The sequence below is a fragment of the Mucilaginibacter mallensis genome (assembly GCF_900105165.1).
Lineage (GTDB): Bacteria > Bacteroidota > Bacteroidia > Sphingobacteriales > Sphingobacteriaceae > Mucilaginibacter > Mucilaginibacter mallensis.
Genome location: NZ_LT629740.1, coordinates 5477159 through 5501065, shown reverse-complemented (window position 1 = coordinate 5501065; position 23907 = coordinate 5477159). Strand labels below are relative to the sequence as shown.

Annotated in this window: 22 protein-coding genes and 1 tRNA gene; 7 read left to right on the top strand and 16 right to left on the bottom strand. The window is 40.0% G+C overall.

Features of this window, described 5'->3' with window-relative positions:
- Positions 1–49: 49 nt before the first annotated feature.
- From BLU33_RS22570 to ruvX, 8 genes are all read right to left on the bottom strand, one after another.
- Positions 50–1216 carry a hypothetical protein gene (locus BLU33_RS22570; protein WP_091378740.1) on the bottom strand — a complete coding sequence of 389 codons (1167 nt, stop codon included), beginning with the start codon at positions 1214–1216 and terminating at the stop codon, positions 50–52.
- Between the two features lie 29 nt (positions 1217–1245).
- Positions 1246–2256, bottom strand: coding sequence for a DUF3078 domain-containing protein (locus BLU33_RS22565; protein ID WP_091378739.1), 1011 nt, complete (start codon positions 2254–2256; stop codon positions 1246–1248).
- Positions 2257–2313: 57 nt separating this feature from the next.
- Positions 2314–3051: a peptidase associated/transthyretin-like domain-containing protein gene (locus BLU33_RS22560; protein ID WP_091378736.1), complete on the bottom strand. Its 738-nt coding sequence runs from the start codon at positions 3049–3051 to the stop codon at positions 2314–2316.
- A 61-nt stretch (positions 3052–3112) separates the two neighbouring features.
- Positions 3113–3943: a glucosaminidase domain-containing protein gene (locus tag BLU33_RS22555; protein WP_091378733.1), complete on the bottom strand. Its 831-nt coding sequence runs from the start codon at positions 3941–3943 to the stop codon at positions 3113–3115.
- A gap of 59 nt (positions 3944–4002) precedes the next feature.
- On the bottom strand, positions 4003–4536 hold the full coding sequence (locus BLU33_RS22550; protein ID WP_091378731.1) for a glucosaminidase domain-containing protein: 534 nt from the start codon (positions 4534–4536) through the stop codon (positions 4003–4005).
- Positions 4537–4539: 3 nt separating this feature from the next.
- Positions 4540–5178, bottom strand: a complete 639-nt coding sequence (locus BLU33_RS22545) for an O-methyltransferase (protein WP_091378728.1) — start codon at positions 5176–5178, stop codon at positions 4540–4542.
- A 44-nt stretch (positions 5179–5222) separates the two neighbouring features.
- On the bottom strand, positions 5223–6023 hold the full coding sequence (gene dinD, locus BLU33_RS22540) for a DNA damage-inducible protein D (RefSeq protein ID WP_091378725.1): 801 nt from the start codon (positions 6021–6023) through the stop codon (positions 5223–5225).
- An 18-nt stretch (positions 6024–6041) separates the two neighbouring features.
- Positions 6042–6455, bottom strand: coding sequence for a Holliday junction resolvase RuvX (ruvX, locus tag BLU33_RS22535; RefSeq protein ID WP_091378723.1), 414 nt, complete (start codon positions 6453–6455; stop codon positions 6042–6044).
- Positions 6456–6868: 413 nt separating this feature from the next.
- On the opposite strand from ruvX, the gene BLU33_RS22530 reads away from it, so the two are divergent.
- From BLU33_RS22530 to rmuC, 4 genes are all read left to right on the top strand, one after another.
- A complete protein-coding gene (locus BLU33_RS22530; RefSeq protein ID WP_091378720.1) occupies positions 6869–8014 on the top strand; it encodes a DNA polymerase III subunit in 1146 nt (381 codons plus the stop codon).
- A 2-nt stretch (positions 8015–8016) separates the two neighbouring features.
- Positions 8017–9417 carry a regulatory iron-sulfur-containing complex subunit RicT gene (ricT, locus tag BLU33_RS22525; RefSeq protein WP_091378717.1) on the top strand — a complete coding sequence of 467 codons (1401 nt, stop codon included), beginning with the start codon at positions 8017–8019 and terminating at the stop codon, positions 9415–9417.
- A 3-nt stretch (positions 9418–9420) separates the two neighbouring features.
- Positions 9421–9912 carry a gliding motility lipoprotein GldH gene (locus BLU33_RS22520; protein WP_232009344.1) on the top strand — a complete coding sequence of 164 codons (492 nt, stop codon included), beginning with the start codon at positions 9421–9423 and terminating at the stop codon, positions 9910–9912.
- Between the two features lie 129 nt (positions 9913–10041).
- Positions 10042–11442: a DNA recombination protein RmuC gene (gene rmuC, locus BLU33_RS22515; protein ID WP_091378711.1), complete on the top strand. Its 1401-nt coding sequence runs from the start codon at positions 10042–10044 to the stop codon at positions 11440–11442.
- A gap of 592 nt (positions 11443–12034) precedes the next feature.
- On the opposite strand, the gene thiL is transcribed toward rmuC, so the two are convergent.
- Both thiL and nadA read right to left on the bottom strand, forming a co-directional pair.
- Positions 12035–13081 carry a thiamine-phosphate kinase gene (thiL, locus tag BLU33_RS22510; protein WP_091378708.1) on the bottom strand — a complete coding sequence of 349 codons (1047 nt, stop codon included), beginning with the start codon at positions 13079–13081 and terminating at the stop codon, positions 12035–12037.
- Positions 13082–13087: 6 nt separating this feature from the next.
- Positions 13088–14080, bottom strand: a complete 993-nt coding sequence (nadA, locus tag BLU33_RS22505; protein ID WP_091378705.1) for a quinolinate synthase NadA — start codon at positions 14078–14080, stop codon at positions 13088–13090.
- 408 nt (positions 14081–14488) lie between these two features.
- On the opposite strand from nadA, the gene nadB reads away from it, so the two are divergent.
- Both nadB and BLU33_RS22495 read left to right on the top strand, forming a co-directional pair.
- Positions 14489–16081: an L-aspartate oxidase gene (gene nadB, locus BLU33_RS22500; protein WP_091378702.1), complete on the top strand. Its 1593-nt coding sequence runs from the start codon at positions 14489–14491 to the stop codon at positions 16079–16081.
- An 11-nt stretch (positions 16082–16092) separates the two neighbouring features.
- Positions 16093–16566 (top strand): hypothetical protein, encoded by a 474-nt coding sequence (locus tag BLU33_RS22495; RefSeq protein WP_091378699.1) that lies wholly within the window; start codon positions 16093–16095, stop codon positions 16564–16566.
- A 15-nt stretch (positions 16567–16581) separates the two neighbouring features.
- Here the strand turns inward: BLU33_RS22495 and BLU33_RS22490 are convergent.
- A tRNA-Gly gene (locus BLU33_RS22490) sits at positions 16582–16654 on the bottom strand.
- 70 nt (positions 16655–16724) lie between these two features.
- Here BLU33_RS22490 and BLU33_RS22485 point away from each other — a divergent pair.
- Complete coding sequence (locus tag BLU33_RS22485) at positions 16725–17237, top strand: gamma carbonic anhydrase family protein (RefSeq protein WP_091378696.1); 513 nt, start codon at positions 16725–16727, stop codon at positions 17235–17237.
- Positions 17238–17358: 121 nt separating this feature from the next.
- On the opposite strand, the gene BLU33_RS22480 is transcribed toward BLU33_RS22485, so the two are convergent.
- The 5 genes from BLU33_RS22480 to BLU33_RS22460 form a co-directional block, all read right to left on the bottom strand.
- Positions 17359–18849 (bottom strand): Ig-like domain-containing protein, encoded by a 1491-nt coding sequence (locus tag BLU33_RS22480; RefSeq protein ID WP_232009343.1) that lies wholly within the window; start codon positions 18847–18849, stop codon positions 17359–17361.
- A gap of 267 nt (positions 18850–19116) precedes the next feature.
- Positions 19117–20979: a tRNA uridine-5-carboxymethylaminomethyl(34) synthesis enzyme MnmG gene (mnmG, locus tag BLU33_RS22475; RefSeq protein ID WP_091378690.1), complete on the bottom strand. Its 1863-nt coding sequence runs from the start codon at positions 20977–20979 to the stop codon at positions 19117–19119.
- 138 nt (positions 20980–21117) lie between these two features.
- Positions 21118–21372 carry a CBU_0592 family membrane protein gene (locus BLU33_RS22470; RefSeq protein ID WP_197684534.1) on the bottom strand — a complete coding sequence of 85 codons (255 nt, stop codon included), beginning with the start codon at positions 21370–21372 and terminating at the stop codon, positions 21118–21120.
- Positions 21373–23235, bottom strand: coding sequence for an ABC-F family ATP-binding cassette domain-containing protein (locus tag BLU33_RS22465; RefSeq protein ID WP_091378687.1), 1863 nt, complete (start codon positions 23233–23235; stop codon positions 21373–21375).
- Positions 23232–23888, bottom strand: coding sequence for an NAD(P)H-binding protein (locus tag BLU33_RS22460; protein WP_091378684.1), 657 nt, complete (start codon positions 23886–23888; stop codon positions 23232–23234). Before BLU33_RS22460 ends, BLU33_RS22465 begins: the two co-directional genes overlap by 4 nt.
- Positions 23889–23907: the final 19 nt, after the last annotated feature.

Genomic DNA, 23907 nt, shown 5'->3' with positions numbered 1-23907 from the left:
AACGCCCCAACCCATTAAAGATGTGTTTTTGATGGTTAAAAATACCTGTTCATGAGGCCTTTATCAGTGCCCACATAGCAGTATTAAAGTTAACTTCAGTAATACCCGTTAACTTCTCAAGGGCTTTAAAATAATTAGCATCGCCTTTTTCTCGCGAGCCGCAGCTTAGCAGTTCCAAAACAGCAGGGAAGCCCTTTTCGTGTTCAATTTTTTTCACTATCAGGGCATTTAGCACATAGGCTGTTATTAACGGCTTGTCGCCAGGGTCATATGCGGTCGTTTCTGTATATAGCTTATGCCAGTCGGCATTAGGGTTATCCTCGGCATATTTTTTAAACTTGGTTAGTGCCTCATCCCATGTATAACTCCAGCTGCCGCCGTATAAATAAGCGCAGCCTTCATCAACAGAGCGGTTAATAATGGCTCTGTTCATTACCGCATGCAGCCTTTCGTGCCAAAGATCGTGCGCGTTAAAGCGGTGATTATCCTTGGTAGAGCCGTTTACCATCAGGCTCATGTTATCCTCATTTGATGTGAGGTTGTTATCTGTTGCCCCATTATAATCAGCCTTATACTCAATACCGAGTACCTGCTGAACTTCGGTAAAATTATCGCAGTAATAAAAAAGGATGGGCAAAATGGGCTGCTTTAGCTTTTTGTTGTAAAAATCAAGCTTGCTTTGGTAAGACTTAACATCAGCCGAGTTCATCGTATCTTTATAATAGCAGGTAAGGGTGTTGTATTTTTTAATTTTCCAGGCAATGGTATTTTGTTTTAATGGCGAGTAAAAATGAAACTCTTGCCCAACACGTTTTGCCCGTAATTTAAAGCTGGCCCGCAAGCGTGGTGTATTATCATCTATTCCGATATAGGAAAATTGCACTATATAGTTATCGGCATCAACCTTAATAATATTGGTAAGGTAACATTTGTAAAAGTCCTTATCCTGCTTTTTAGCATTTTGCTCCATGCCCTTTATCTCATCCAAAAGGTCGGAGGTTTCAAGCAGGCATTCCTTCAGCACATAAGTGTTATCCTTGTTGGGCTTCTCCTTTTGACCGAGAAAACCATTCAATGAATTGATGAGCTGATTTTTGATTATTGTATCCTGTGGCAGATTTACCCAGTTTGGTACAATGATGGATTGCGCATGCAAGTTGCATGCAATACCTACCAGTACAAATAGTATGGCAAGCCTTATTGATTTAACAGGCATTAGGTTGATTTTGATTAGTTTATGCTAATCTACGGAAACTTATAGAGAATACCCAACCCTAAGGTTTCAGTACCCTGTGCCTGTGGCCCTACCGTTTTATCATACAGGAAAGTTCCGTTTATGGTGACGGCTACCAATGAGTTTACCTTTGCAGTAAGTACGGCATCAACACGGTGGCTTACGAAAGCGAGCGGCTGCGTATATGGGATAAATAGGGTGTATCGCATATTTAAATGCAGGTTTTTCATCACATCCTTATCAAACGTGGCAACCGACTGGAATGCCATTTGATTAACAAAGGTATGACGGGGTAGTACACCATAATAACCAACGGCGGTATGAGCAATAGAGGTATCTAAAACAAAGGTTTGTTTTGCTGTAGCAGCACCCAGGCGCCAATCGAAAAATTTTGAAGGCTTATACTCCAAACCCACCGATTCTGTTAAATAACCCGGGGCCATAAAACGAGATATTAATGTTGGGGGCGATGGATCATTGTACGTATAGCCATCGGAAAACTGCGATGTAAAGTTTAATGAACCGAAAAACAACCATTTCTTTGATAGCTGGGTTGCTATTTTATTATCAAAGTATATATAGTCGTTTGTTTTTCTAAAACCTTGCCCTTTATTTTTTGATGCGCCGTAAATAAAGTTAAGCTCATTAGTATAATCGAGCGGGGCTTTGTTATATTCTGATTTAAAATCAAAGTTGGCTCCCAGTGCTACGGAGTTTACACCACCACCGCTCCAGTTATTGGTAAAGCCGGCCTGGTTAAAATTAAGGTTGAAAAGTATTAATTTATGCCAGTAGCTAAAAGTATAATCGGGCAGGGTTACAGGGATTAACTCGGGGGTGATCAGTACTGGCCTTACCCGTACAGGTAATGCATTTTTACGCGAATCAGCACGGAACTTATTTAACATGCCCGTATCAACTTTAATACTATCTATTTTGGATGTATCTGATACCTGCGCCACAGCGGGCATTGCGCATGAAAAAACTATTCCTAAAAATAAACTCCAGCCTTTATTTATCATTCGGACACAAATAAAGCTAAAATCTGCTTTTCAAATAAATTTAAAGCAAAATAAATGTTATTTAACCAATGGCGGCAGTGTATATAGCTTGGGGCGCCGTAGGTATCTGCGCAAATTTGTCTTTATATAGGTTATAAACTCATAATCGCTGGCTGTTATTACGGTGTAATAGCCGGGGCGGTATTTTTGCATAAAGTCAGCCAACTGGGCATCCTTTAAACCGGTTATGCGCCCAACCAGTGTTTTGTTAAAACGGTAGTCGATCACGTTTTGGTAATAATCCTGTTGAATATTTTCACGTAAATGTGCCGCGTTTCGCCCACTGCGACTAAACATATTATACAGGCCGTCAATACTTAACCCCGCACCGCCGCCATCAGCGCCAATGCTCAACAGGTCGGTATTGGCAATGGAGCCATAAATATTAGGGTAATTTCGTTTGGTAGCCTCAAGCATTTGTTCAGGGGTGGCAAGCGAGTCATGTATGGTAACTTCCTTTAGCTGGATAGATAACGGCTGAATATATACAGCAAGCGCGGTGTAATTTTGCACAGTAACTGTATCCGGGCGATAATTTAGTTTGGTAAATATCAATTTATCGCCAATTCGGGCATCAATGGCAAACTCCGCTTTCAAATTAACATAAACAGACTTTCCGGTAGCGGTATTCAGTACGTTTACCTGTGCAATGCGTTCTTTTGAATTCTTATCGAACACAATACCTGTGAGCGACTTTTCCTGAGCAAAAACATCAACCGATACAAAAAAAAATAAAAATAACAGCCCTAATCTCATAGCAACTCCAAAAGTAAACCATCGCAAAAGCTTCGTTGTATAATTAACAGTATTTAACATGTTACTTACTCACCACCAGCTTTTGCCCGATCTTTATATTATTATCAGCCATGTTATTAAGGGCCTTTAAATCATCAACCGTAAGGCCAAAACGTTTTGATATGTTATATAGTGTATCGCCCTGCTGTACGGTGTACAATTTATCGGTGGGAGTGCTTTGAATAACTGAATCTTTTGCCGCTGTTCCTATATTTTGGTTGATCTGGGTAAGCACCCTGTCTTCGCGTTTAATTTTTTGCACATCGCCTTCGGGGCGGTCATATTGATCGAGGTGATATTTTTGAATAACGTTGATGAGCAATTGCGGATAATTGGGGTTGGTAGCATAACCTGCTTTTTTTAATCCGTAAGCCCAGCCCTGGTAATCGTCCTTATCCAGCTCAAATAATGGCGCGTAATTTTTACGCTGTAAAAATTTAGAGTGGTCGCGGAATGATTCTTCCGGCGTATCATAAACCCGGAAACAATCATTCTTGTTATCGTCATCCTTGTAATAGCCTTTCCCGGTCCAGTCGCTGGTACATTTTATGCCGAAATGGTTGTTGGCAACCCTGGCCAGTTCGCCATTTCCACTGCCCGATTCAAACAAACCCTGGGCCAGTGTAATACTCGCGGGTATGCCATAAAGGTTCATTTCCTGTATGGCTATTCCTTTAAATCGATCGATATATTGTAAGGAGGTATAAGGGGTATAACCGGCGATTGACGCACTATTGGCTTTTTGAACGCTTTGATTGTTTCTGTAAGCCTGGTGATTGCTGATGGTGTTACGGTGAGCCGAGCACGAGCCCAAAAAAGCAACGGATATCAATAAATAAGCTGTTTTACGCATTATAGCTAAACCTTTATAGGGTAAATTTAGTTCAGCCAAAATAAGATATAATAATGTATTTATTTCGCGTTTTGTGGTAATTGCGTTGGATCAGCCGGTTTTTCGTCGAGCGAATTAAGCTGGTATTTCTGGATAATACCCAATACTTGTGCTGCCCATTTGCGGCTGCTGCAATAACCGCTATGCTGTATACCCTTTGCCCAGCCCAAATAATCATAATGCGAAAGTTGCTCGGCCAGGTGACTGAATTGCTTTCTTTCCGTCATGATGCGGGCAAAATCCTGGAACGAATCCATTACCGAATCATATTGTTTATAGGGCGAGCGTACTTTTTTATTGTTTTTGTAATAAACGGATGTTCCGCCGCCTTTTACACCAAACTGGTTATTTAAATTACGGGCAATGTTGCTGTTGCCGCAACCCGACTCATGCATTGCTACACCTAAAATAATGCTGGCAGGCACACCTGTTTCATGCATAATGCGAATGGCATCATCCTTGAACTTATCAATATACGATTCTGAGGTATTTTTTTGTGCTGAAGCAGCAAGTGTAGATATTAACAGTGTTGTAATCAGTAAGAATTTCTTCATAATCTATTTTTTTCTGATGAGCAGGATACCATCTCGCACCGGGAGGATTAGTTTTTCAACTCTCGTGTCTGCGGTTATCATGTCATTAAGTTTGCGGATTCCTTGCGTATCGGCATCATTTTCTTCGCCGTATACCTTTCCTTTCCACAAAACATTGTCAATTATTATTAATCCACCGGACCTGACTTTGTCAAATATTAACTGAAAGTAGGAATAATTATTCTTTTTATCAGCATCAATAAACACAATGTCGAAGTTTTTTTCATCTAAATCGGCGATAACCGCCTCTGCGGCGCCAAAATGCAGCCTGATTTTGTTTTCCACATTTGTTGATTTAAAATGTGAATTGAGCATTTCCTCCATCTCGCGGTTAACTTCAATGGTATGTATAATACCATCTTCGGTTAGGCCCTCGGCCAGGCAAATAGTGGCGTAACCTGTAAAGGTGCCTATCTCTAAAATGCGTTTTGGCTGCATCATTTTGCTCAAAAAGCTCAGCAACCGGCCCTGATAATGGCCCGATAGCATGTGCGGTTTCAGCACCTTGAGATAGGTGTCCCGGTTGATCTTTTGCAACGCTTCCGGTTCCGGATCGCAATGATCATCCAGGTATTCCTGAAGGTCATGGGGGAGAATTTCCATGGGGCAAACTTAAGAAATTTGAAATAAATGGAAATTTTAAGTGATTAATTACCCGTATCCAGCTTTTTTATACTGTTTTCGGCAGGCAATTCTTCCGGCATTGTACCACCTAATTCTTTAATTGTTTGCCTTACTTTCTTCCCAACTTCATAATGCGCTTTGTTCGCATTCGCTTTTCCTTTAATCTTTTCTCTTTTTAATTTCTCTTCTGTTTGTGTGGCACGGAATAGGTTTGCAGCTAACTCAGTACTACCCATATGATCGAGTATATTTTGATTTTTCTTTAGGCTTTTCTTAGCATGAATTTCTTTCGCTCCTAATCCATTATACAAGCCCATGTAACCGTGGTTTTGAAATACGGCATATTCCCAGGGTTGTATTACGCCAGCATCTTTGGCTGCATCTGCCAAATGTTTATTATGCTCAGCCATTTCTTTTCTTAAATACAATCTCTTTTCTTCTTCACTACGCAGTTGTTCAAAGGATTGCTCCATAATCTCCTGCTTTCTTGTTTGTATTGCAAAATATGTTTGTCCCAAAGCAACAACTTCTTTTGAAGGGTCGGCATTTTGAATAATTAGATAGCAAGCATATCTTGAAAGATGCAAATCACCAATATCACGCTTAGCCCCAGAGCCGAGTTCTACCATTTTCTCCACCCGGGGAAAATGGTCGTCCACCTCTTGCGCTGAATTTTTACACGCTTCTTTTGCTTTATCAATTACATTCAGAAACTTTTCCCATTTTATGTAATTTAATACTTTGTACAATTCTCGCCCACTCCAATATTCTTGCCCTATACTATTCAGATGTTTTATTCCTTCAAAAACACTTTTTTCTTCCATAATATAAATATACAAAAACTACGTTATTTTTCTTTCCATCCATGACTGCAAAAGTATCACCGCCGAGATCGTATCCACCAACTCTTTATTCTGCCTGTGTTTTTTGTTCATGCCGCTTTGGGCTATGGTTGCCGACGCCATTTTTGAGGTGAAGCGTTCATCCAGCATTTCAACGGATATTTCAGGGAAGTTTTTTTTGAGGATCGTAACAAACCCCTTCACATGCACCGCTGATTGCGATGGCGTATTATCCATTTGTTTAGGTTCGCCAACAATAAAGCGCTCCACCTGCTCGGTTTGTAAATAGTTTTTCAGGTAGTCAACAATATACTGCGGATGGATGGTATCCAACCCGGTAGCGATGATCTGCAAGGGATCGGTAACCGCTATGCCGATACGCTTTGTACCGAAATCAAAGGCCATTATTCTCATGATATATGTGAGATTTTAGATGTGAGACAGGAGATGATCAGCATAGATCAAAGATAGGGCTTATTTAGTTAGGTTGATATTGATCCAATGAGTTAAACGGATCGCGTAGAATTTTTGCGTTATGGATGGCAGCGTCCTTCGACTACGCTCAGGATGACAAGCTCGTGTAGTATGAGCGAACAGCCCGGCCCGCTGGATAGCGGGAACGCCCATATTTAATGAGTAGAGATTGGTTGATACCATTCCCCAAAATCAAGATTAAAACTTCATGCTTGCATAACACATCCCTAACCCCTCTCAAGAGGGGAACTGATTGGTAATAGTTTGTTTCTCTTATACCATCTTTCCCACGAAAGCATCCTTGTTGCAAATCAAATATTCAAGTTTTCAAATCTAATTCTTATTTTGCACCAATGCAGTTTAAAGAGATAGTAGGGCAGGAAGCCATAAAACAACGATTGATGAACACGGTGGATGAGAACCGGGTGAGTCATGCGCAGTTATTTTTGGGTCCGGAGGGATCGGGCAGTCTGGCGCTCGCGGTTGCTTATGCCCAGTATTTATGTTGCGAGGATAAACAGCCTGACGATTCATGCGGTGTATGTTCATCATGCCGTAAGTATCAGAAACTGATGCACCCCGATCTGCATTTTTCCTATCCATTCTTCGCTAAACATAAAGACGATAACGCGCTGACTTTTATTGAGCAATGGCGAGAAGCATTTATAGCCTATCCGTATTTAAACCTCGATATCTGGCGCGATTACCTGGATGCCGAAAACAAGCAGGCCAATATCAACATTGCCGAGTGCCACCAGATTATCAAAAAATTGAGCTTAAAGCCTTTTGAATCAACCTATAAAATTTTGATCCTTTGGCTGCCCGAGTATTTAGATAAAGAGGGCAATGCCCTGCTCAAGATCATAGAAGAACCACAGCCCAACACGCTGTTTTTACTGGTGGCCCAAAACCAGGATCAGATATTAAACACCATACTTTCGCGTACACAACTGGTAAAAATACCGGCATTAGAGTACGACGAGATAAAGGAACACCTCATCAGCAAATACAACCAAACCGAAGATGCTGCCGCCGAAATAGCTTATTTATGCAATGGCAATTTAACCGAAGCGCTGATAATGCTGCAGCAGGACACCAAAGGCTACCATAAATTATTTATTGATTGGCTGCGCCTGTGTTTCGGTAACAAGGGTTTAGAAATATTAAGCTTTGTCGATCAACTGGCGAAGATGGGGCGTGAAAACCAAAAAAACTTTTTAAGATACGGCATTAGTTTTATACGCGAGATCTGCCTGTTACTTGCAGGTGCCGACAACCTGGTACACCTGCCTGCAAGTGAGCTGGAAACCGCGCAAAAAATGACCACAGTGATGAATATTGCAATGGCGCAAGCTATCAGCGCAGAGCTGGAAAAGGCGCATTATCATGTGGAACGAAATGCAAACCCTAAAATTTTATTTTTAGATGTATCTTTACAGATTATAAAAACAGTAAAGTTTAAAACGATCCCGCAAGGGACACAATATATGCCGAATTAATTATGGGATGTGGAAGTTGCTCAACAGGGGGCGGATGCTCACCTGCAGGCTGCAAAAGTAATGGCTCATGCCTTACTAACGGTTGCAGCAAATTAGATGTTTACGATTGGCTGTCGCACATGGATATGCCGACAAATTATAAACCGTTTCAGGTTATCGAAGTTAAATTTAAGGGTTCAAGAAAAGAGTTTTATCTGAATAATGATAACATTTACCTTGAAGCAGGCGAGCTTGTGGTGGTTGAAACCGCTACCGGCGGCTATGATGTTGGCCACGTATCCATAACCGGAGAGCTGGTGCGGATGCAGATGGTTAAACGCCGCGTAAAGGAAGCTGATGTAACCAAAAAAATATACCGCAAAGCTACTGTAGCCGATGTTGACAAGTGGAAAGCCGCCAAAGATCTGGAATGGGAAACAATGCACAGATCCCGCAAATTGGCGCTTGAACTTAACCTGAGCATGAAGCTGAGCGATGTGGATTACCAGGGCGATAAAACCAAAGCCACCTTTTATTATACGGCCGAAGGCCGCGTCGATTTTCGGGAATTGATCAAGAAAATGGCGGAACAGTTCAGGATACGGATTGAGATGCGCCAGATAGGCATGCGCCAGGAAGCCAGCAGGCTGGGCGGTATCGGTTCATGCGGGCGCGAGCTTTGCTGCTCAACCTGGCTAACCGATTTTAAAACGGTATCTACTTCGGCCGCGAGGTATCAAAACTTATCGTTGAATACCTTGAAACTTGCCGGCCAATGTGGTAAGTTAAAGTGCTGTTTGAACTACGAGCTTGATACTTATATGGATGCGCTTAAGCATATCCCCGATAATGTAAATGTGCTGAAAACCGAAAGGGGAGACGCCCGTTTGCAAAAAACGGATATATTTAAAAAGCTGATGTGGTTCAGCTATCCGCGAGAAGAATCATGGATCCCGCTACCAATAAGCAAGGTTAAAGAAATTCAGCAACAGAACAAGGATGGCATTATTCCTGCCGATCTGGGCGAAATTATTCCGGTTGAAACACTTACAGCCAAGGCACCTGACTATGAAAATGTTGTTGGCCAGGATAGCTTAACCCGTTTGGACGAACGCAGCCGCAACAACAATAAAAAGAAGAACAAGAACCGGAATAAAAATTCAAATCCAAATGGCGGTGGTGCTACCCAAGCCAATCCTCAGCCTAACCAACTAAGGCCACAACCTGCTGTTGCCCGCGAAGCAAACGCAAACAGACCACCAAGACCGGAAAGGCAGCAAAAACCACAGGGCCAACCCAGTGCAGAAGGTGCAAAGCCGGAAGGTGCAAAACCAAGCGGTAATAACAGGCGTCATAAACACCGCCGTCCAAACCAAAATAATCAAAACCGTCCCGATAATAACCCCGGGAAATCAGTAGAATAATTAATGATGACACGGGCATTTAAAACACTATACCTTTTACCGGTTATATTAATAACATTATACTGCAGCGGCTGCACCGACCCAAACGCGGTGATGGATAAGAGCGTGGAAATTGATAACCACAACTGGTCGTACGTTAACCGGGCTAAGTTTGATGTTAAAATTGATGACGCCAACATCCCCTATAACCTGTATTTTAATTTAAGGGTAACTGCAGATTATAAATACGCCAACATCTTTATTTTGATGCACCAAGCCGGGCCGGATAATAAGCCAACCTCAACCCGTATGGAGTTTAAACTGGCAAATACCGATGGCGAATGGTTGGGCACGGGTTCAGGTAATTTGTACAGTTACCAGATGCTGTTTAAATCAACCTACAGGTTCCCGGCTAAAGGCGTTTACCATTTTGAGATTGAGCAGAATATGCGCGATAACCCACTGCGTGAAGTGAGCGATGTTGGCTTGAGGGTTGAAAAAGATAAAGCTCCCTGACCAACCGAAAAGGGAACTGAAAAGGGAACTGAAAAGCAGGCTAAATTAAGTTTAGCCTGCTTTTTTATTTCTCCATATTTTTTCTTTCTTAAAATTTCCTACCTTCGTTTTGCTAATATTTTTATCAAAATGAGTGTTTTTGTTTTAATCGCTGCCGTTGTAATTCTTTTAATTGCTGTGTTTCTTTTTATCAAAAAACCGGTTGCTGCCGATGGTATTTCGGCAGAGGACTTTGCACGGCTAAAAAATGAAAGTGATCAGCTTAAAATTGCTTTAGCCAAAGCAGAGGAACGTGCCTTTGGTTTAGCTGCCGAACGCGACAAAGCCGACAAGCAATTACAGGATGAGCGTATCCGCTATGAAAACTCATTGAACGTTTTAAACCAAGACCTGCTTACCGAAAAAAACCGCATGGCCAAAGCCGAAGAACAGTTCAAGGCCCAGCGCGAAAGGTTAGGCGAACAGGAAAAAAGCATACAGGAAATACAGCAAAAATTTCAACTGGAATTTCAGAATGTGGCCAATAAGCTATTGGATGAAAAGTCGCAAAAGTTTGTGGAAACCAACCGTGCTAATTTAGACGTATTACTGAATCCGCTAAAAGAAAATATCAAGGCTTTTGAGGAAAAGGTTGATAAGGTTTACAATATGGAGGCCGCTGAGCGCAACACCCTTAAAGGTGTGATCACACAGTTGATGGATCTGAATAAACTCATCAGCAGCGAAGCGCAAAATCTAACAAAAGCACTTAAAGGCGATAATAAAAAGCAAGGTAACTGGGGCGAGGTAATATTGGAGCGTGTTTTGGAGCGCTCAGGCTTAGTAAAAGACCAGGAATACCGTATGCAGGTAAGTTTATCGGGCAGCGATGGCAGTCGTTTACAACCCGATGTTATTATCGACCTGCCGGATGAAAAACATTTGATCATCGACTCTAAAGTATCCTTAATAGCTTATGAGCGCCTGGTAAATTGTGAAACCGAGGACGAGCGCAAGCTATATTCAAAAGCACATGTGGAATCTATCCGCAGCCACGTGAACGGCCTTTCTGCAAAAAATTATCATGACCTATACCAGATCAATTCGCCTGATTTTGTTTTGCTGTTTATACCGATAGAATCATCTTTCAGTTTCGCGGTGCAGTTAGATGCGGAGTTATTCAGCGATGCATGGGATAAACGAGTGGTAATTGTAAGTCCGTCTACTTTACTGGCAACCCTACGTACCATCGCCAGCATCTGGAAACAGGAACGCCAAAACCGCAACGTATTGGAAATTGCCCGCCTAAGCGGCGCTATGTATGACAAGTTTGTGGGCTTTGTAGGTGATATGGAAAGCATCGGCAAAAACATAAAACAAAGCCAGGGCGCTTATGATAATGCTATCAACAAATTAACCGAAGGCAACGGCAACCTCACCAAAACTGCCGAAAAAATTAAGAGTTTAGGTGCTAAGGCTAATAAACAACTGGATCAGAAGTATATTGATCAGGATGATGTGGCGGAGCAGGTGAAGGGAGAGTTGAAATAAAAAAATCTCCATACATCATTGCAAGTCCGCGACTAGCAGAATTCTCGTGTCGACTTATCATGTGAAGCCGCTCATTGCCGCGGAGGCTACTACTTTTGTCTTGATACAAAAGGTAGCAAAAAATCAAGTCAGCAGAAATGCTTCTTTGCCGCACTAGGCCTTTGCCCAGCAAATCAGGCAAAACCGGGGCTGCTATATTTTTACCCTGCTGTCGCTACGCGCTTTGGCCTTTACCCTTCTGTAAAAATCTGCTATGCCCTGCCACTACACAAAGCCACCATAGTTTTGCCTGCTTTCACCCGAAGCTGTTCTACTGACGGGGACCGAGTTTCATTTAATTTCTAAAATGGCAAAGTTTTAATTGAACCGTGATCAAAAGTGTGCAAAGGCCCGACAAAAAGCGCGGGCCAGGGTGTTTTGCCTATGGGAGGACGGATCTTTTTGTCTTGACTTTTTGGTTCTTTTGTGTCAAGACAAAAGAACTAGGGCTCCGCGCCTATGAGCGGCTTCACGCGATGTTCACGCGAGCATATTCGTAATGCTGTCGTAGAATTGCTTCGTTCCTCGCAATGACGTTGGTTATAATTATTGCCTATTCCCCGCTCTTAAACGCATTCCACCCCTGCGCCTTTAGCGGATGTACCGCTCCGCCTTTAGTTACCAGATTACAGCCCGCCGCAGGCTCTGTTATGTAACCGATGATGGTAATATCCATTTTAAACTTAATCTTGTCGTAATCGGCTTGTTTAACGGTAAAGAGAAGCTCGTAGTCTTCGCCACCACTCAGGGCGCACACGGTTGGGTCAAGATTAAATTCGCGGGCGGTTTCAAAGGTCATTGGGTCGAGCGGGATCTTTTCCTCGTACAAATTACACCCTTTGTTGCTTTGTTTACATATATGCAGTAATTCCGAAGCCAAACCATCCGATACATCTATCATCGACGTTGGTTTAACATCAATTTCCTTTAACAGATCAATAATATCACCGCGAGCCTCCGGCTTTAGCTGACGCTCAACTATATAATCTTTTCCTTCAAGATCGGGTTGAATTTTTGGGTTTTCCAGATAGATCTGTTTCTCACGTTCCAACAATTGCAGGCCGATATAAGCCCCACCTAAATCACCAGATACACAGATCAGGTCGCCTTCCTCAGCGCCATTACGGTAAACAATATCCTTTTCATCAGCATAACCAATTGAAGTTACACTTATAACCAAACCTTGTTTTGATGAGGTGGTATCGCCACCTACCAAATCAACACTATATTTTTCACAGGCTAAATATATACCTTCATACAATTCCTCTATCGCCTCTAACGGAAATTTGCTCGACATCCCTATCGATACTGTTACCTGCTCGGCTTTACCATTCATGGCGTATATATCGCTCAGGTTTACCTGTATTGCTTTATAGCCTAAATGCTTTAATGGCGTGTAAGCCAAATCGAAATGAATGCCTTCCAGCAACATATCGGTTGATACTAATACTCTTTTTCCTTCAGCATTTAGTACTGCTGCATCATCACCAACACCTTTAACAGTGCTTTTTTGTACCAGTTGTATATTTTTGGTCAGGTAATTTATTAAACCAAATTCACCTAACTCCTCAATATTGGTTTTCTCTTTATTATCGAACATCTCTTTTTATAATCCTAATTGCGCTGATATCTCCAGCATTCTTTCAATAGGTTTTACGGCCCTGGCAATTATATGCTCAGGTACAGTTACTTCCGGCATTTCATTTTTCAGGCACAGGTATAATTTTTCCAGCGTATTGCGCTTCATATGTGGGCAATCATTGCACGCGCAAGTGTTATTCGGCGGAGCCGGAAAAAATTTTTTATTAGGGTTGTCTTTTTGCATTTGGTGCAAAATACCTGCCTCTGTAGCTACAATAAACTCAGTAGCCAGGTTATTGGTAGCATATTTTAATATGCCGGTGGTTGATCCTATATAATCAGCCATTTGCAAAATAACATCCTCACATTCAGGGTGCGCCAATAACTTAGCATTAGGATGGCGCTCCTTTAGTTTGGTTATTTTCTCCCTCGAAAATATTTCATGCACCATACAAGCACCATTCCATAAAACCAGATCCCGGCCTGTTTTTTTGGCTACATAAGCACCCAGATTTTTATCGGGTCCGAATATTATTTTCTGGTCTTTAGGCAAGCTTTCCACAATTTGTATTGCGTTGCTTGATGTACAAACTATATCGGTCATAGCCTTTAGCTCAGCTGTGCAATTCACATAGGTTATTACCAAATGATCAGGGTATGATTCTTTAAATTTCCTGAACAAATGAGGTGGGCAACTATCTGCTAATGAGCATCCTGCCTTTAAGTCGGGTAATAAAACTTTTTTGTTTGGTGATAATATCTTTGCTGTTTCTGCCATGAAGTGTACGCCGGCAAATACGATAATATCGGCATCGGTTTTAGCGGCTTGTTGTGATAATCCCAAGCTATCGCCGATATAATCCGCGATATCCTGGATATCACCTTCCTGGTAATAATGAGCAAGTATAACAGCATTTTTCTCTTTTTTTAATCTTTCAATTTCAACAAAAAGATCAAGCGTCGGGTCGATGTATTCGTCCACGAAACCTTTCAAATTTATTTCCTCTAAGGTATCCATTCCACAAATCAAATAATAATAATTAGTTTTTATATATATAAAGAAACTATTGTTATTAAGGTGTTAGTTATGTTTAAAAGTTGTGAAGCTTTATACATAAAATATTGTTTTTAATAATTTACTAACATTTAATATACATTGTTTTTACTTTATTGCATTGATTAATAAGTCTATTTATAAACCATGAAATATTTTTAAAACAGTTTTGTTAATATTTCACTTGGTTAATAAATGTTAGTTACTAGCGTTTATGATCTTAAAAGTAGCTCAAAGATTGGGAGCTTTTGTCATGAAAGTCACACTTATCAACCTTTTAATATTTTATTAAGTTTTTACTTACACAAAATTAACATCTTTAATGCCTATTACTAACAGAAGCATTAATTTTACACATCTTATATATAATTTATGACCAGGAATGTTGATTTCCTTGTAGTGGGATCAGGGATAGCCGGATTGAGTTTTGCACTTAAAGCAGCAAAGCATGGTAAGGTTCTGATAGTTACAAAGGCTAACGAAGACGAATCAAACACTAAGTATGCCCAGGGTGGCGTAGCTGTAGTTGTGGATAAAAAAGAAGATTCTTTTGAAAAACATATAAATGACACCTTAATATCGGGTGATGGGCTCTGCGACCTTGAAGTTGTGGAAGCCGTAGTAAAAGAGGGTCCGGAGCGGATTCGCGAGATTATTGATTACGGAACCAATTTTGATAAAACAAATGAAGGTTTTTATGACCTGGCAAAAGAGGGTGGGCATTCTGAATTCCGTGTATTACATTATAAGGATATTACCGGGTTTGAAATTGAGCGTTCTTTATTAGAAGAGATCCATAAAAACCCTAACATTGAAATCCTAACCCATTATTTTGCTGTCGACCTGATAACACAACATCACTTAGGTGATTTTGTGAATAAATCAAGTGAAGATATTACCTGTTATGGTATTTACGCTTTAGATACACATAATAATACGGTTGATAAGATATTATCTAAAGTAACAGTAATGGCATCAGGTGGTGCAGGCCATATATATTCAATTACTACAAACCCTACTATAGCTACCGGTGATGGTATTGCTATGGTTTACCGTGCAAAAGGTAAAGTGCGTAATATGGAGTTTATACAATTCCACCCAACAGCTTTATATAATCCGGGTGAATATCCTTCATTCTTAATATCTGAAGCAGTACGTGGTTTTGGTGGTGTATTAAAACGTATTAATGGAGATGAATTTATGCAGGAATATGATCCGCGTAAATCATTAGCACCCAGGGATATTGTTGCGAGGGCAATTGATGCCGAGATCAAAAAATCAGGTGAGGATTATGTTTATTTAGATATCCGCCATCGTAATAAAAAAGATATACTGGCACATTTCCCTAATATATATGCTAAGTGTTTAGAGATTGGTATTGATATGACCAAGGATATGATTCCAGTTGCGCCGGCCTGCCATTATATGTGTGGTGGTATTATGGTTGATCATGTTGGCCGTTCATCTATATTAAGATTATATGCCTGCGGCGAATGCTCATCAACCGGCTTACACGGTGCTAATCGATTGGCATCCAATTCATTATTAGAGGCGTTAGTTTTTGCACACCGTATTTATGAGGATGCGATCAAACAGTTTGAAAATAATATGATCCCGACTGAAATACCTGATTGGGATGAAAAGGGTGTACAATTATCAAATGAAGATATATTGGTAACGCACAACGTTCGTGAAATGCAAAAGCTGATGAATGATTATGTGGGTATTGTACGCTCAGATTTCAGGTTGGAACGTGCTATGCGCCGTTTAGGTTTATTATATGAGGAAACAGAAACCTTTTATAAAAAAACCAAGCTATCGGTAAAACTTTGCGAACTGCGTAATTTAATACAGGTATCGTATTTAGTTGTAAAATCGGCTATGGTAAGAAAGGAAAGCAGGGGTTTACATTATACTACTGATTATCCGGTGCATGAAGAGCAGGTGCATGATACGGTGTGTTAAATAGATTTAATATGGGTAATTTAAAAGAAGATATAAACACAAATTCTGAATGGATTGTAAAAGCATTTAAATCTATCAAATTAGATTTGGATTACACCATTACTAGTTTTATCGAAATAGATAAGTATTTTATAATAAATACTAAAAAAGGAAAAGCGAAGGCTGGAAGTACACTTTCTAAAAATCTTGGTCCGATTTTATTTTCAATAGGATCTTACATTGGAAATACTATAATTAAAAATATCCCTGGTTCTTTTTGGATAACTGACGATGATACGGCGGATGGTGAAATTACAGCTTCAGTTAAATTACCTGATGGAAACATAATTTTTCCTATGCAAAGGGTTATGAAAAGATTCAAAAATGGAAACGAGGATTCAATATATCCATATGGTTATGAAATCAGTAAAAATTTAACCAATGAGATATTTAATGAAAAGTATTGGGATATTATTAAAGAAAAAAAAACTTGGTGGAAGTTTTGAATGTAAATTTTAAAGAGCGGAAAACGAGGTTCGAACTCGCGACCTTCAGTTTGGGAAACTGATGCTCTACCAGCTGAGCTATTTCCGCTTTTTAATTTTTCAAACATAAAAATTTTTAAATCAATAATTCAATAAATCGCTCATTCAATAATTAACAAATGCCACTCATATTACCAGTAAAAGATAAAAGCCCTGTTTGGGGATCGGACTGTTTTATAGCCGAAAATGCTACCATAGTTGGTGATGTGGTTATGGGCGATAATTGCTCCGTTTGGTTCAACGCGGTTATACGTGGTGATGTACATTATATCAAGATAGGTAACAACACTAATATACAGGATGGTGCGGTGATCCACTGTAGCTATCAATATGCACCTACAAACATTGGTAACAACGTGTCAATAGGGCACAACGCGCTTGTACATGGCTGCACGTTGCATGATAATGTATTAGTAGGTATGGGAGCCATTGTGATGGATCATGCTATTGTAGAGCCATTTGTTATTATAGCAGCTGGTTCAGTTGTATTGGAGAAAACTATTTGTGATTCTGGCTTTTTATATGCAGGTGCTCCTGCAAAAAAGATAAAGCCAATTACTGATGCCCAGCGTGAAATGTTAACACGTTTGCCGAATAATTATATAATGTACTCGGGTTGGTTTAAGGAATAAACAATTAATAAACCGTCATCCCGAACTTGTTTCGGGATCACACAGGACAAGCAAGTTGCTTGGTGAAGACTTAGCATGTGGGGTGCTGAAACAAGTTCAGTATGACAATGAGTTACTGTTATTACTGAACTACAACCTCCCTAGGTATATCCAGTTTATCCTCCGCATCCCAGTTAGGCCGTAGTGTTATTTCTGTAGGATCTATCCAGATGTTTTCAGGGTATAGTCTCTTTTTTACATTACCGGTATCCCATTTGCCGTTACGATTGGAGTCGTATATCACTCTTATGTGATATTTGCCAGTCAGGTAATTCTTGTAAACTATATTACCGTTTTTACTTATCGGGTAGCTGTTGAGTATATTTTTATTATCCTGGTAAAACTGAACTATGTATTGTTTTGAGGTATCGGGCACAGTTACATGCAATGTTAGTGTACTGTAATTCTCAGCTTTATCAATAGTGAACGATTTTACAAATCTTATATTCTTTTGGCCATAGATACTAGTGAATGCTCCCGGCTCAAAATCAACAATATACTTTGCATCCTGTTTCCAGTGATATTTCATCGTAAACTTCCTTGTACCTGATGTATCTTTAACTAAGTTAAAAGCTACTGATGTTGAATCTTCGCTTAAGGTAATTTGTGATTCATCTATGTTATCTATTGGCGCTGTTGAGGTTATTAGCAGGTCTGTATAAGGTTTTAATTTATTATTGGCACCACTGCTCAATACAAATGTAAAGTCCTTTTTAAAGGTCTCTTTCCGGCCTTTTTCTTTTGTTACAGTATCAATAGGTTTGCCATTGTCCAATACGGCTACACTTAATGAGTCAAAATCCATATTCTTCATATAAAGCTTGGCCGTGTCATTTGTTTTGCTGAACTCTACTATTTTTAAATTATCGAAAGTTGGCGGATAAATAACTTTTAATGATGGATTAGTAAGCTTTTTATTAAACACCATAAATAGTTTACCGTCCTGATCAAATTTCTTTTCAACCATTCGGAACTTTTGAGGATCCTGCTGAAACAGGGATAATTTTATATCTGAGGTATCTGAATAAAGGTGGATGGGTTTTTTTAGGAATGCTATCAGTTCATCATCTTTGTCATAGATCCTGTCGGGAGCAGATTCTTTTAAAGCGTAGATGGTATAATCACCGTCATGTAAGTTGTTTAATGAGAAATTACCTGCGGTATCAGTAGTGGCATAAATAGTCGGTTTCTTTTTACCAAAATATACAGAGTCTTTATCCATCGGGAAAAGCATAACCGTTACATCTTTTTCTCTTTGCTGCGTTAAGGAGTTGGTAACGTTACCCGATACACTGAGCGAATCGATATGAGGACCTGTAGAAAAAACGTAAGTAAAGTTTTTTAAAGTATTGCCTTCATTAACATCCTGTATAGCCTTACCAAAGTTGATGACATAGGTTGTGTTTTTTTGCAGCGTATCTTTAAAATTTATCACCAGGCTTTTGTCTTTGATTTTAAACTCCGGTTGCTTGTCCTGCACGGGGCTCATTGATATTTCTGTAAATTGATTGTTCAATTTAAAATACTCGTCGAAATCCAGTCGCACAGTTTTTGCCGCAAAGTGACGCGTCATATTTGGAGGGGTAGCCTTCACTAATCGGGGAGGAGTCACATCTTTTGGCCCGCCATGAGGTAATTGCTGACTAGCACACCCAAAAATCATTAAAACTATAGCCACAAACAGTAAATTTTTATAAAAAAACAGATCCCTTTTATTTAACATAGTTTTTATAGGCTATAATCGATTTTTAGTTTTTGACAATGATTGATATTCGAAATTAAAAATAATGGCTCTAATCGCAAATTTTTATATTTAATTGATATACAGTTAATTATAAACTTATCTTGACATGTGAACCATTAAAACAGAAATATCAGACGGTGAAACGCCCGAAATCCGAGATGCCTGGCCCAAAGTGCGTGGTTTTATCTTCATTAGTTTTTCACGTGCTTCTTTTGAAAGTGACTGCAGGGTGTGATAATCAAACGCTGCATTTATTTCACGGTCCTCCATTTTTTTCATACGATCAACAATGTCCATTTCCTTTTCAAAATAACTCTCATATTTGATTTTTATTTCAGCCTGCTCAACAGTTTCTTTGTCATATTTTGATAAGAGCTCATCAAGGGCTGAATCTGCCTTTCTCAAATCTGTAAATGCAACCTGAGGCCTGCTCAGTAAATTAAATAATTTGGCTCCTTGCGAAATAGGGCTTGTCTCTAACGAATCCAATAGGGTATTAACATTTGATGGATCGATGGACCTTGCTTTGGTATAAGCAACAATATCATCAGAGTTCTTAACCTTATTATTCACCTTCTCTAAACGCTGATCATTGATCAATCCCAAATCATGACCTATAGGGCTTAACCTGATATCAGCATTATCCTGACGAAGTAATAAGCGATGCTCTGCTCTTGAGGTAAACATGCGGTAAGGCTCTTCTGTTCCTTTGGTCACCAGGTCATCAATCAATACACCGATGTACGACTCTGATCTTTTCAGTATCAGTTCATGTTTATCGTTGATCTTTTGATGTGCATTGATACCAGCCATAAAACCTTGTGATGCCGCTTCCTCATAACCGGTTGTTCCATTTATTTGTCCGGCGAAATATAGGTTGCTAATCAGCTTGGTTTCTAATGTTAAACTCAGTTGGGTAGGAGGAAAGAAATCATATTCAATAGCATAACCCGGACGGAACATTTTTACTGTTTCAAAGCCTGGTATCTGGGTCAATGCTTTGTACTGAATCTCTTCAGGTAATGAAGTAGAGAAACCATTTACATAGATCTCAACGGTGTTCCATCCTTCAGGCTCAACAAATATCTGGTGGCGCTCGCGCTCAGCGAAACGGTTTATTTTATCTTCAATTGATGGGCAATAACGAGGCCCCAGGCCTTTTATTCTGCCGGTAAACATGGGTGATCTTTCAAAGCCTTCTTTCAATGTTTCATGCACCTTGCTATTGGTATATGTTATCCAGCAGCAACGTTGATCATTGGCAAGTTCTACATCAGTATAAGAGAAGCGGCCACGTTCTTCATCGCCCCATTGTTCTTCCATTAATGAATAGTTCAGGCTTCTTCCATCCACACGGGGTGGGGTACCTGTCTTCATTCTACCCGATTCAAAGCCAAGTTCCACTAATTGCTCGGTTAAACCTGTTGCTGCTTTCTCACCTGTGCGACCACCACCAAAACGTTTCTCGCCTATATGTATTACACCGTTTAAAAAAGTACCATTAGTTAGTACTACCGAATCAGCTTCTATCTCTATACCTATAGATGTTTTAACACCACAAATAGTATTGTTCTTTACTAATAGGGATGTAACGGTATCCTGCCAGAAATCAACATTGGGTGTCCTTTCTAAAGCTAAACGCCATTCCTCAGCGAAGCGTGCACGATCACTTTGCGCACGTGGGCTCCACATAGCAGGGCCTTTAGACTTGTTTAGCATGCGGAACTGCAAAGATGTTTTATCGGTTATAATACCTGAATACCCACCCATTGCATCAATCTCACGTACTATTTGCCCTTTGGCAACACCACCCATAGCAGGGTTACAGCTCATCTGTGCTATAGTACCCATATTCATGGTGATCAATAATACTGATGAACCGAGATTGGCTGCTGCCGCTGCTGCTTCACAACCGGCATGGCCTGCGCCAACTACTATTACATTATACTTCTTAAACATGGCTATTTACCTATAAATCGCTCTATATAGAACGTTATTCTTATTGTTTTATTGATGTTTCACGTGAAACATCAAATATTTATTCTTTACAAAATGTACTTTTTAGTCCGCATGTTCCACGTGAAACATTGAATAATGTTATTTATTGTTGCCCGATGTTTCACGTGGAACCTTAAATAATGAGACCAAAGCTACAAGTGACCATATGCTTTCTAATACCACAAATGGATAGAATTTTATCAGGTATGATGAGAAACAACATATAGCTGCACCTAAGAAATTCATAAAGATATATACCTTACTTGAACTAGGTAGTTTCTTATATAAATTTAAAAGAAACGCTATTAAAAGTATAATAACACCTATTGAAGCTATGATATCAGAAGCTTTCATTTATGACTCTTTTAGTTCAGTTAACTCTATCCAGCGGATGCTTTTTTCGTCAAGCTGGTTGTTTAATGTGTTGATCTTATCCAGTATCTCATTCAGTTTGTTGTTATCAATACCCGCTGTGTCCAGCTGTTTATTGCAATCCAATAGCTGATTTTCAATCTTAACAATCTCTTGTTCGAGGGTTTCAAGCTCCTTTGTTTCTTTAAAACTTAGCTTGCTTTTCTTAGCCTGAACAGGTTGGGATGCTGCAACAGGAGTGGTCTTTTTCTGCTGACGGGCTTCTTCCTGCTCAATACGGTATGATGAATAATTGCCATTATATATCCTTACATGGCCTTTTTCTTCTACTATGAATAGCTGATCGGTTAGCTTATCCAGTAAATACCTATCATGCGATACCATCATTAACACGCCGCCATAGTTGGTAAGGAACTCTTCAAGTACGTTAAGTGTGTCAATATCCAGGTCATTGGTGGGCTCATCCAGTATCAGGAAGTTAGGGTTCTTCATCAGGATGCTCATTAATTGCAGCCTTTTTTTCTCGCCGCCGCTTAAATTGGCAATAAAACCATATTGTTTAGCCGGTGGGAAAAGGAACAAAGTAAGTAGGGCAGAAGCTGAAATGGTCTTCCCATCAGCCATTGTAATAAACTCTGCTACGTTTTTAACTACATCTATTACACGCTCATCATCCTTAAAGGTAATACCAGCCTGGTGAAAATAGCCCATTACGGTAGTTTCACCCGTTTCAATAGTGCCTTTATCAGGTTGTAGCGCACTTGTTATCATGTTTAATAAGGTGGATTTGCCGCTGCCGTTCTTGCCAGCTAAGCCAATACGATCACCTTTTTTGAATACATAGCTAAAGTTATCGGTATAAGTAATGCCGTTAAAAGCCTTGCTGATATGGTGTAGTTCCATGATCTTGTTGCCCTGGCGTGCTGTTTTTACGCTCAGTTCAACCTTTTCCTTAATGCCGGTATTCTTTGTTTTCTCTTCCAGATCATAAAAAGCATCAATACGTGCCTTTGATTTTGTACCGCGGGCCTGTGGTTGCCTGCGCATCCACTCCAATTCTTTCTTCAGTAAATTGCTGTTTTTTTGGAACTGTGCCTCATCAGCGCTTTCGCGTTCTGCTTTTTTCTCTAAATAATAGCCATAGTTGCCTACGTAGGGGATCATTTTACCACGGTCAATCTCCAATATCTCGTTACAAACATTATCCAGGAAATACCTGTCGTGCGTAACCATCAGTATGGTTTTCGATCCTTCGGTCAGTAATTTCTCCAACCATTCAATGGTATCAATGTCCAGGTGGTTGGTAGGCTCATCTAAAATATAGATATCCGGATCTTCAATAAGCAAACGGGCAAGGGCCAAACGCTTCTTTTGGCCGCCCGATAGGGTATCGATATGCTGATTCAGGTGGTGAATATCCAACCTGCCTAATATCGTTTTGATCTTGTATTCATATTCCCAGGCATCCACATCGCCCAGTTCTTCCATAGCTTTATCAATAGCTTTGGCATTATCGGGGTCGTTTTCCAGCAATTCTTCGTATTTTCTGATGGCTTGCTGCTGCACATTATCAGCATGAAAAATATAATCGCTGATGGAAACAGCATTTTTAAAGTGCGGATCCTGCTCCAAATAGCCTAACCTCAAATCACGACTACGTACTACTTTACCCTCGGTTGGTAAAAACTCACCTGCCAAAAGCTTTAACAGGGTTGATTTTCCTGCGCCATTAATGCCCACCAGTGCAACCCTGCGCCCGCGGTTAATGCCAATGGTTACATTTTTAAACAACCACTTATCATGAAAAGAATGACCGAGGTTCTCGGCTGAAATATAAGTACTCACGCTATTTGTTTTATATTATCGGAGGGATGTATAAATATGCCCTCTTCGTTATTAATCGATTCTTTGAACATGGCCATCGCAATAGTTTGTGCCGGTATGCTCCTGTATTTTTTTAAACTGCCAAATAATAAAGGGTCAATGAGCTTCATTATCGGGGTTATTATCTTTTCGGCAAGCCTGTGCTCTTTCCTGTCGCCGGTTATTAATGAGGGCTGATAGATATGCACGGTTTTTAATCCAACTTTAATTATATCCTCTTCTGTTTCGCCTTTTAGTTTGATGTAAAAAGTAGATGATTGGGCGTTGGCACCAATTGATGAAACTAAATGAAACTGCTTAACGCCATTTTTCAATGCTAATTGTGCCAGTTTAACCGGGTAATCATGATCTATTTTACGATAGACATTTTTATCCGATGTTTTGTTATTGGTTGTACCCAGGCAGCTAAATATAGCATGGCCCGATATTTCATCAGCATAATTATCTAACTGGTCATAATCAATTACCAGCTCCTTTAATTTTGCATGCTGAATGCCGGTTGATTTTCTGACTAAAATTACCACTTCGGCATACTCCGGCTGGTTTAGCAGGATAGTTAATAATTTACTGCCAATTAGTCCGCTTGCGCCCGCAATTATAGCTTTATATGCCATGTTTAAACAAATTTCCTTG

Coding starts and splice junctions, on each gene's coding strand:
- BLU33_RS22570 (WP_091378740.1), bottom strand. CDS start 1,216: ATGCCTGTTAAATCAATAAGGCTTGCCATACTATTTGTACTGGTAGGT.
- BLU33_RS22565 (WP_091378739.1), bottom strand. CDS start 2,256: ATGATAAATAAAGGCTGGAGTTTATTTTTAGGAATAGTTTTTTCATGC.
- BLU33_RS22560 (WP_091378736.1), bottom strand. CDS start 3,051: ATGAGATTAGGGCTGTTATTTTTATTTTTTTTTGTATCGGTTGATGTT.
- BLU33_RS22555 (WP_091378733.1), bottom strand. CDS start 3,943: ATGCGTAAAACAGCTTATTTATTGATATCCGTTGCTTTTTTGGGCTCG.
- BLU33_RS22550 (WP_091378731.1), bottom strand. CDS start 4,536: ATGAAGAAATTCTTACTGATTACAACACTGTTAATATCTACACTTGCT.
- BLU33_RS22545 (WP_091378728.1), bottom strand. CDS start 5,178: ATGGAAATTCTCCCCCATGACCTTCAGGAATACCTGGATGATCATTGC.
- dinD (WP_091378725.1), bottom strand. CDS start 6,023: ATGGAAGAAAAAAGTGTTTTTGAAGGAATAAAACATCTGAATAGTATA.
- ruvX (WP_091378723.1), bottom strand. CDS start 6,455: ATGAGAATAATGGCCTTTGATTTCGGTACAAAGCGTATCGGCATAGCG.
- BLU33_RS22530 (WP_091378720.1), top strand. CDS start 6,869: ATGCAGTTTAAAGAGATAGTAGGGCAGGAAGCCATAAAACAACGATTG.
- ricT (WP_091378717.1), top strand. CDS start 8,017: ATGGGATGTGGAAGTTGCTCAACAGGGGGCGGATGCTCACCTGCAGGC.
- BLU33_RS22520 (WP_232009344.1), top strand. CDS start 9,421: ATGATGACACGGGCATTTAAAACACTATACCTTTTACCGGTTATATTA.
- rmuC (WP_091378711.1), top strand. CDS start 10,042: ATGAGTGTTTTTGTTTTAATCGCTGCCGTTGTAATTCTTTTAATTGCT.
- thiL (WP_091378708.1), bottom strand. CDS start 13,081: ATGTTCGATAATAAAGAGAAAACCAATATTGAGGAGTTAGGTGAATTT.
- nadA (WP_091378705.1), bottom strand. CDS start 14,080: ATGGATACCTTAGAGGAAATAAATTTGAAAGGTTTCGTGGACGAATAC.
- nadB (WP_091378702.1), top strand. CDS start 14,489: ATGACCAGGAATGTTGATTTCCTTGTAGTGGGATCAGGGATAGCCGGA.
- BLU33_RS22495 (WP_091378699.1), top strand. CDS start 16,093: ATGGGTAATTTAAAAGAAGATATAAACACAAATTCTGAATGGATTGTA.
- BLU33_RS22485 (WP_091378696.1), top strand. CDS start 16,725: ATGCCACTCATATTACCAGTAAAAGATAAAAGCCCTGTTTGGGGATCG.
- BLU33_RS22480 (WP_232009343.1), bottom strand. CDS start 18,849: ATGACGCGTCACTTTGCGGCAAAAACTGTGCGACTGGATTTCGACGAG.
- mnmG (WP_091378690.1), bottom strand. CDS start 20,979: ATGTTTAAGAAGTATAATGTAATAGTAGTTGGCGCAGGCCATGCCGGT.
- BLU33_RS22470 (WP_197684534.1), bottom strand. CDS start 21,372: ATGAAAGCTTCTGATATCATAGCTTCAATAGGTGTTATTATACTTTTA.
- BLU33_RS22460 (WP_091378684.1), bottom strand. CDS start 23,888: ATGGCATATAAAGCTATAATTGCGGGCGCAAGCGGACTAATTGGCAGT.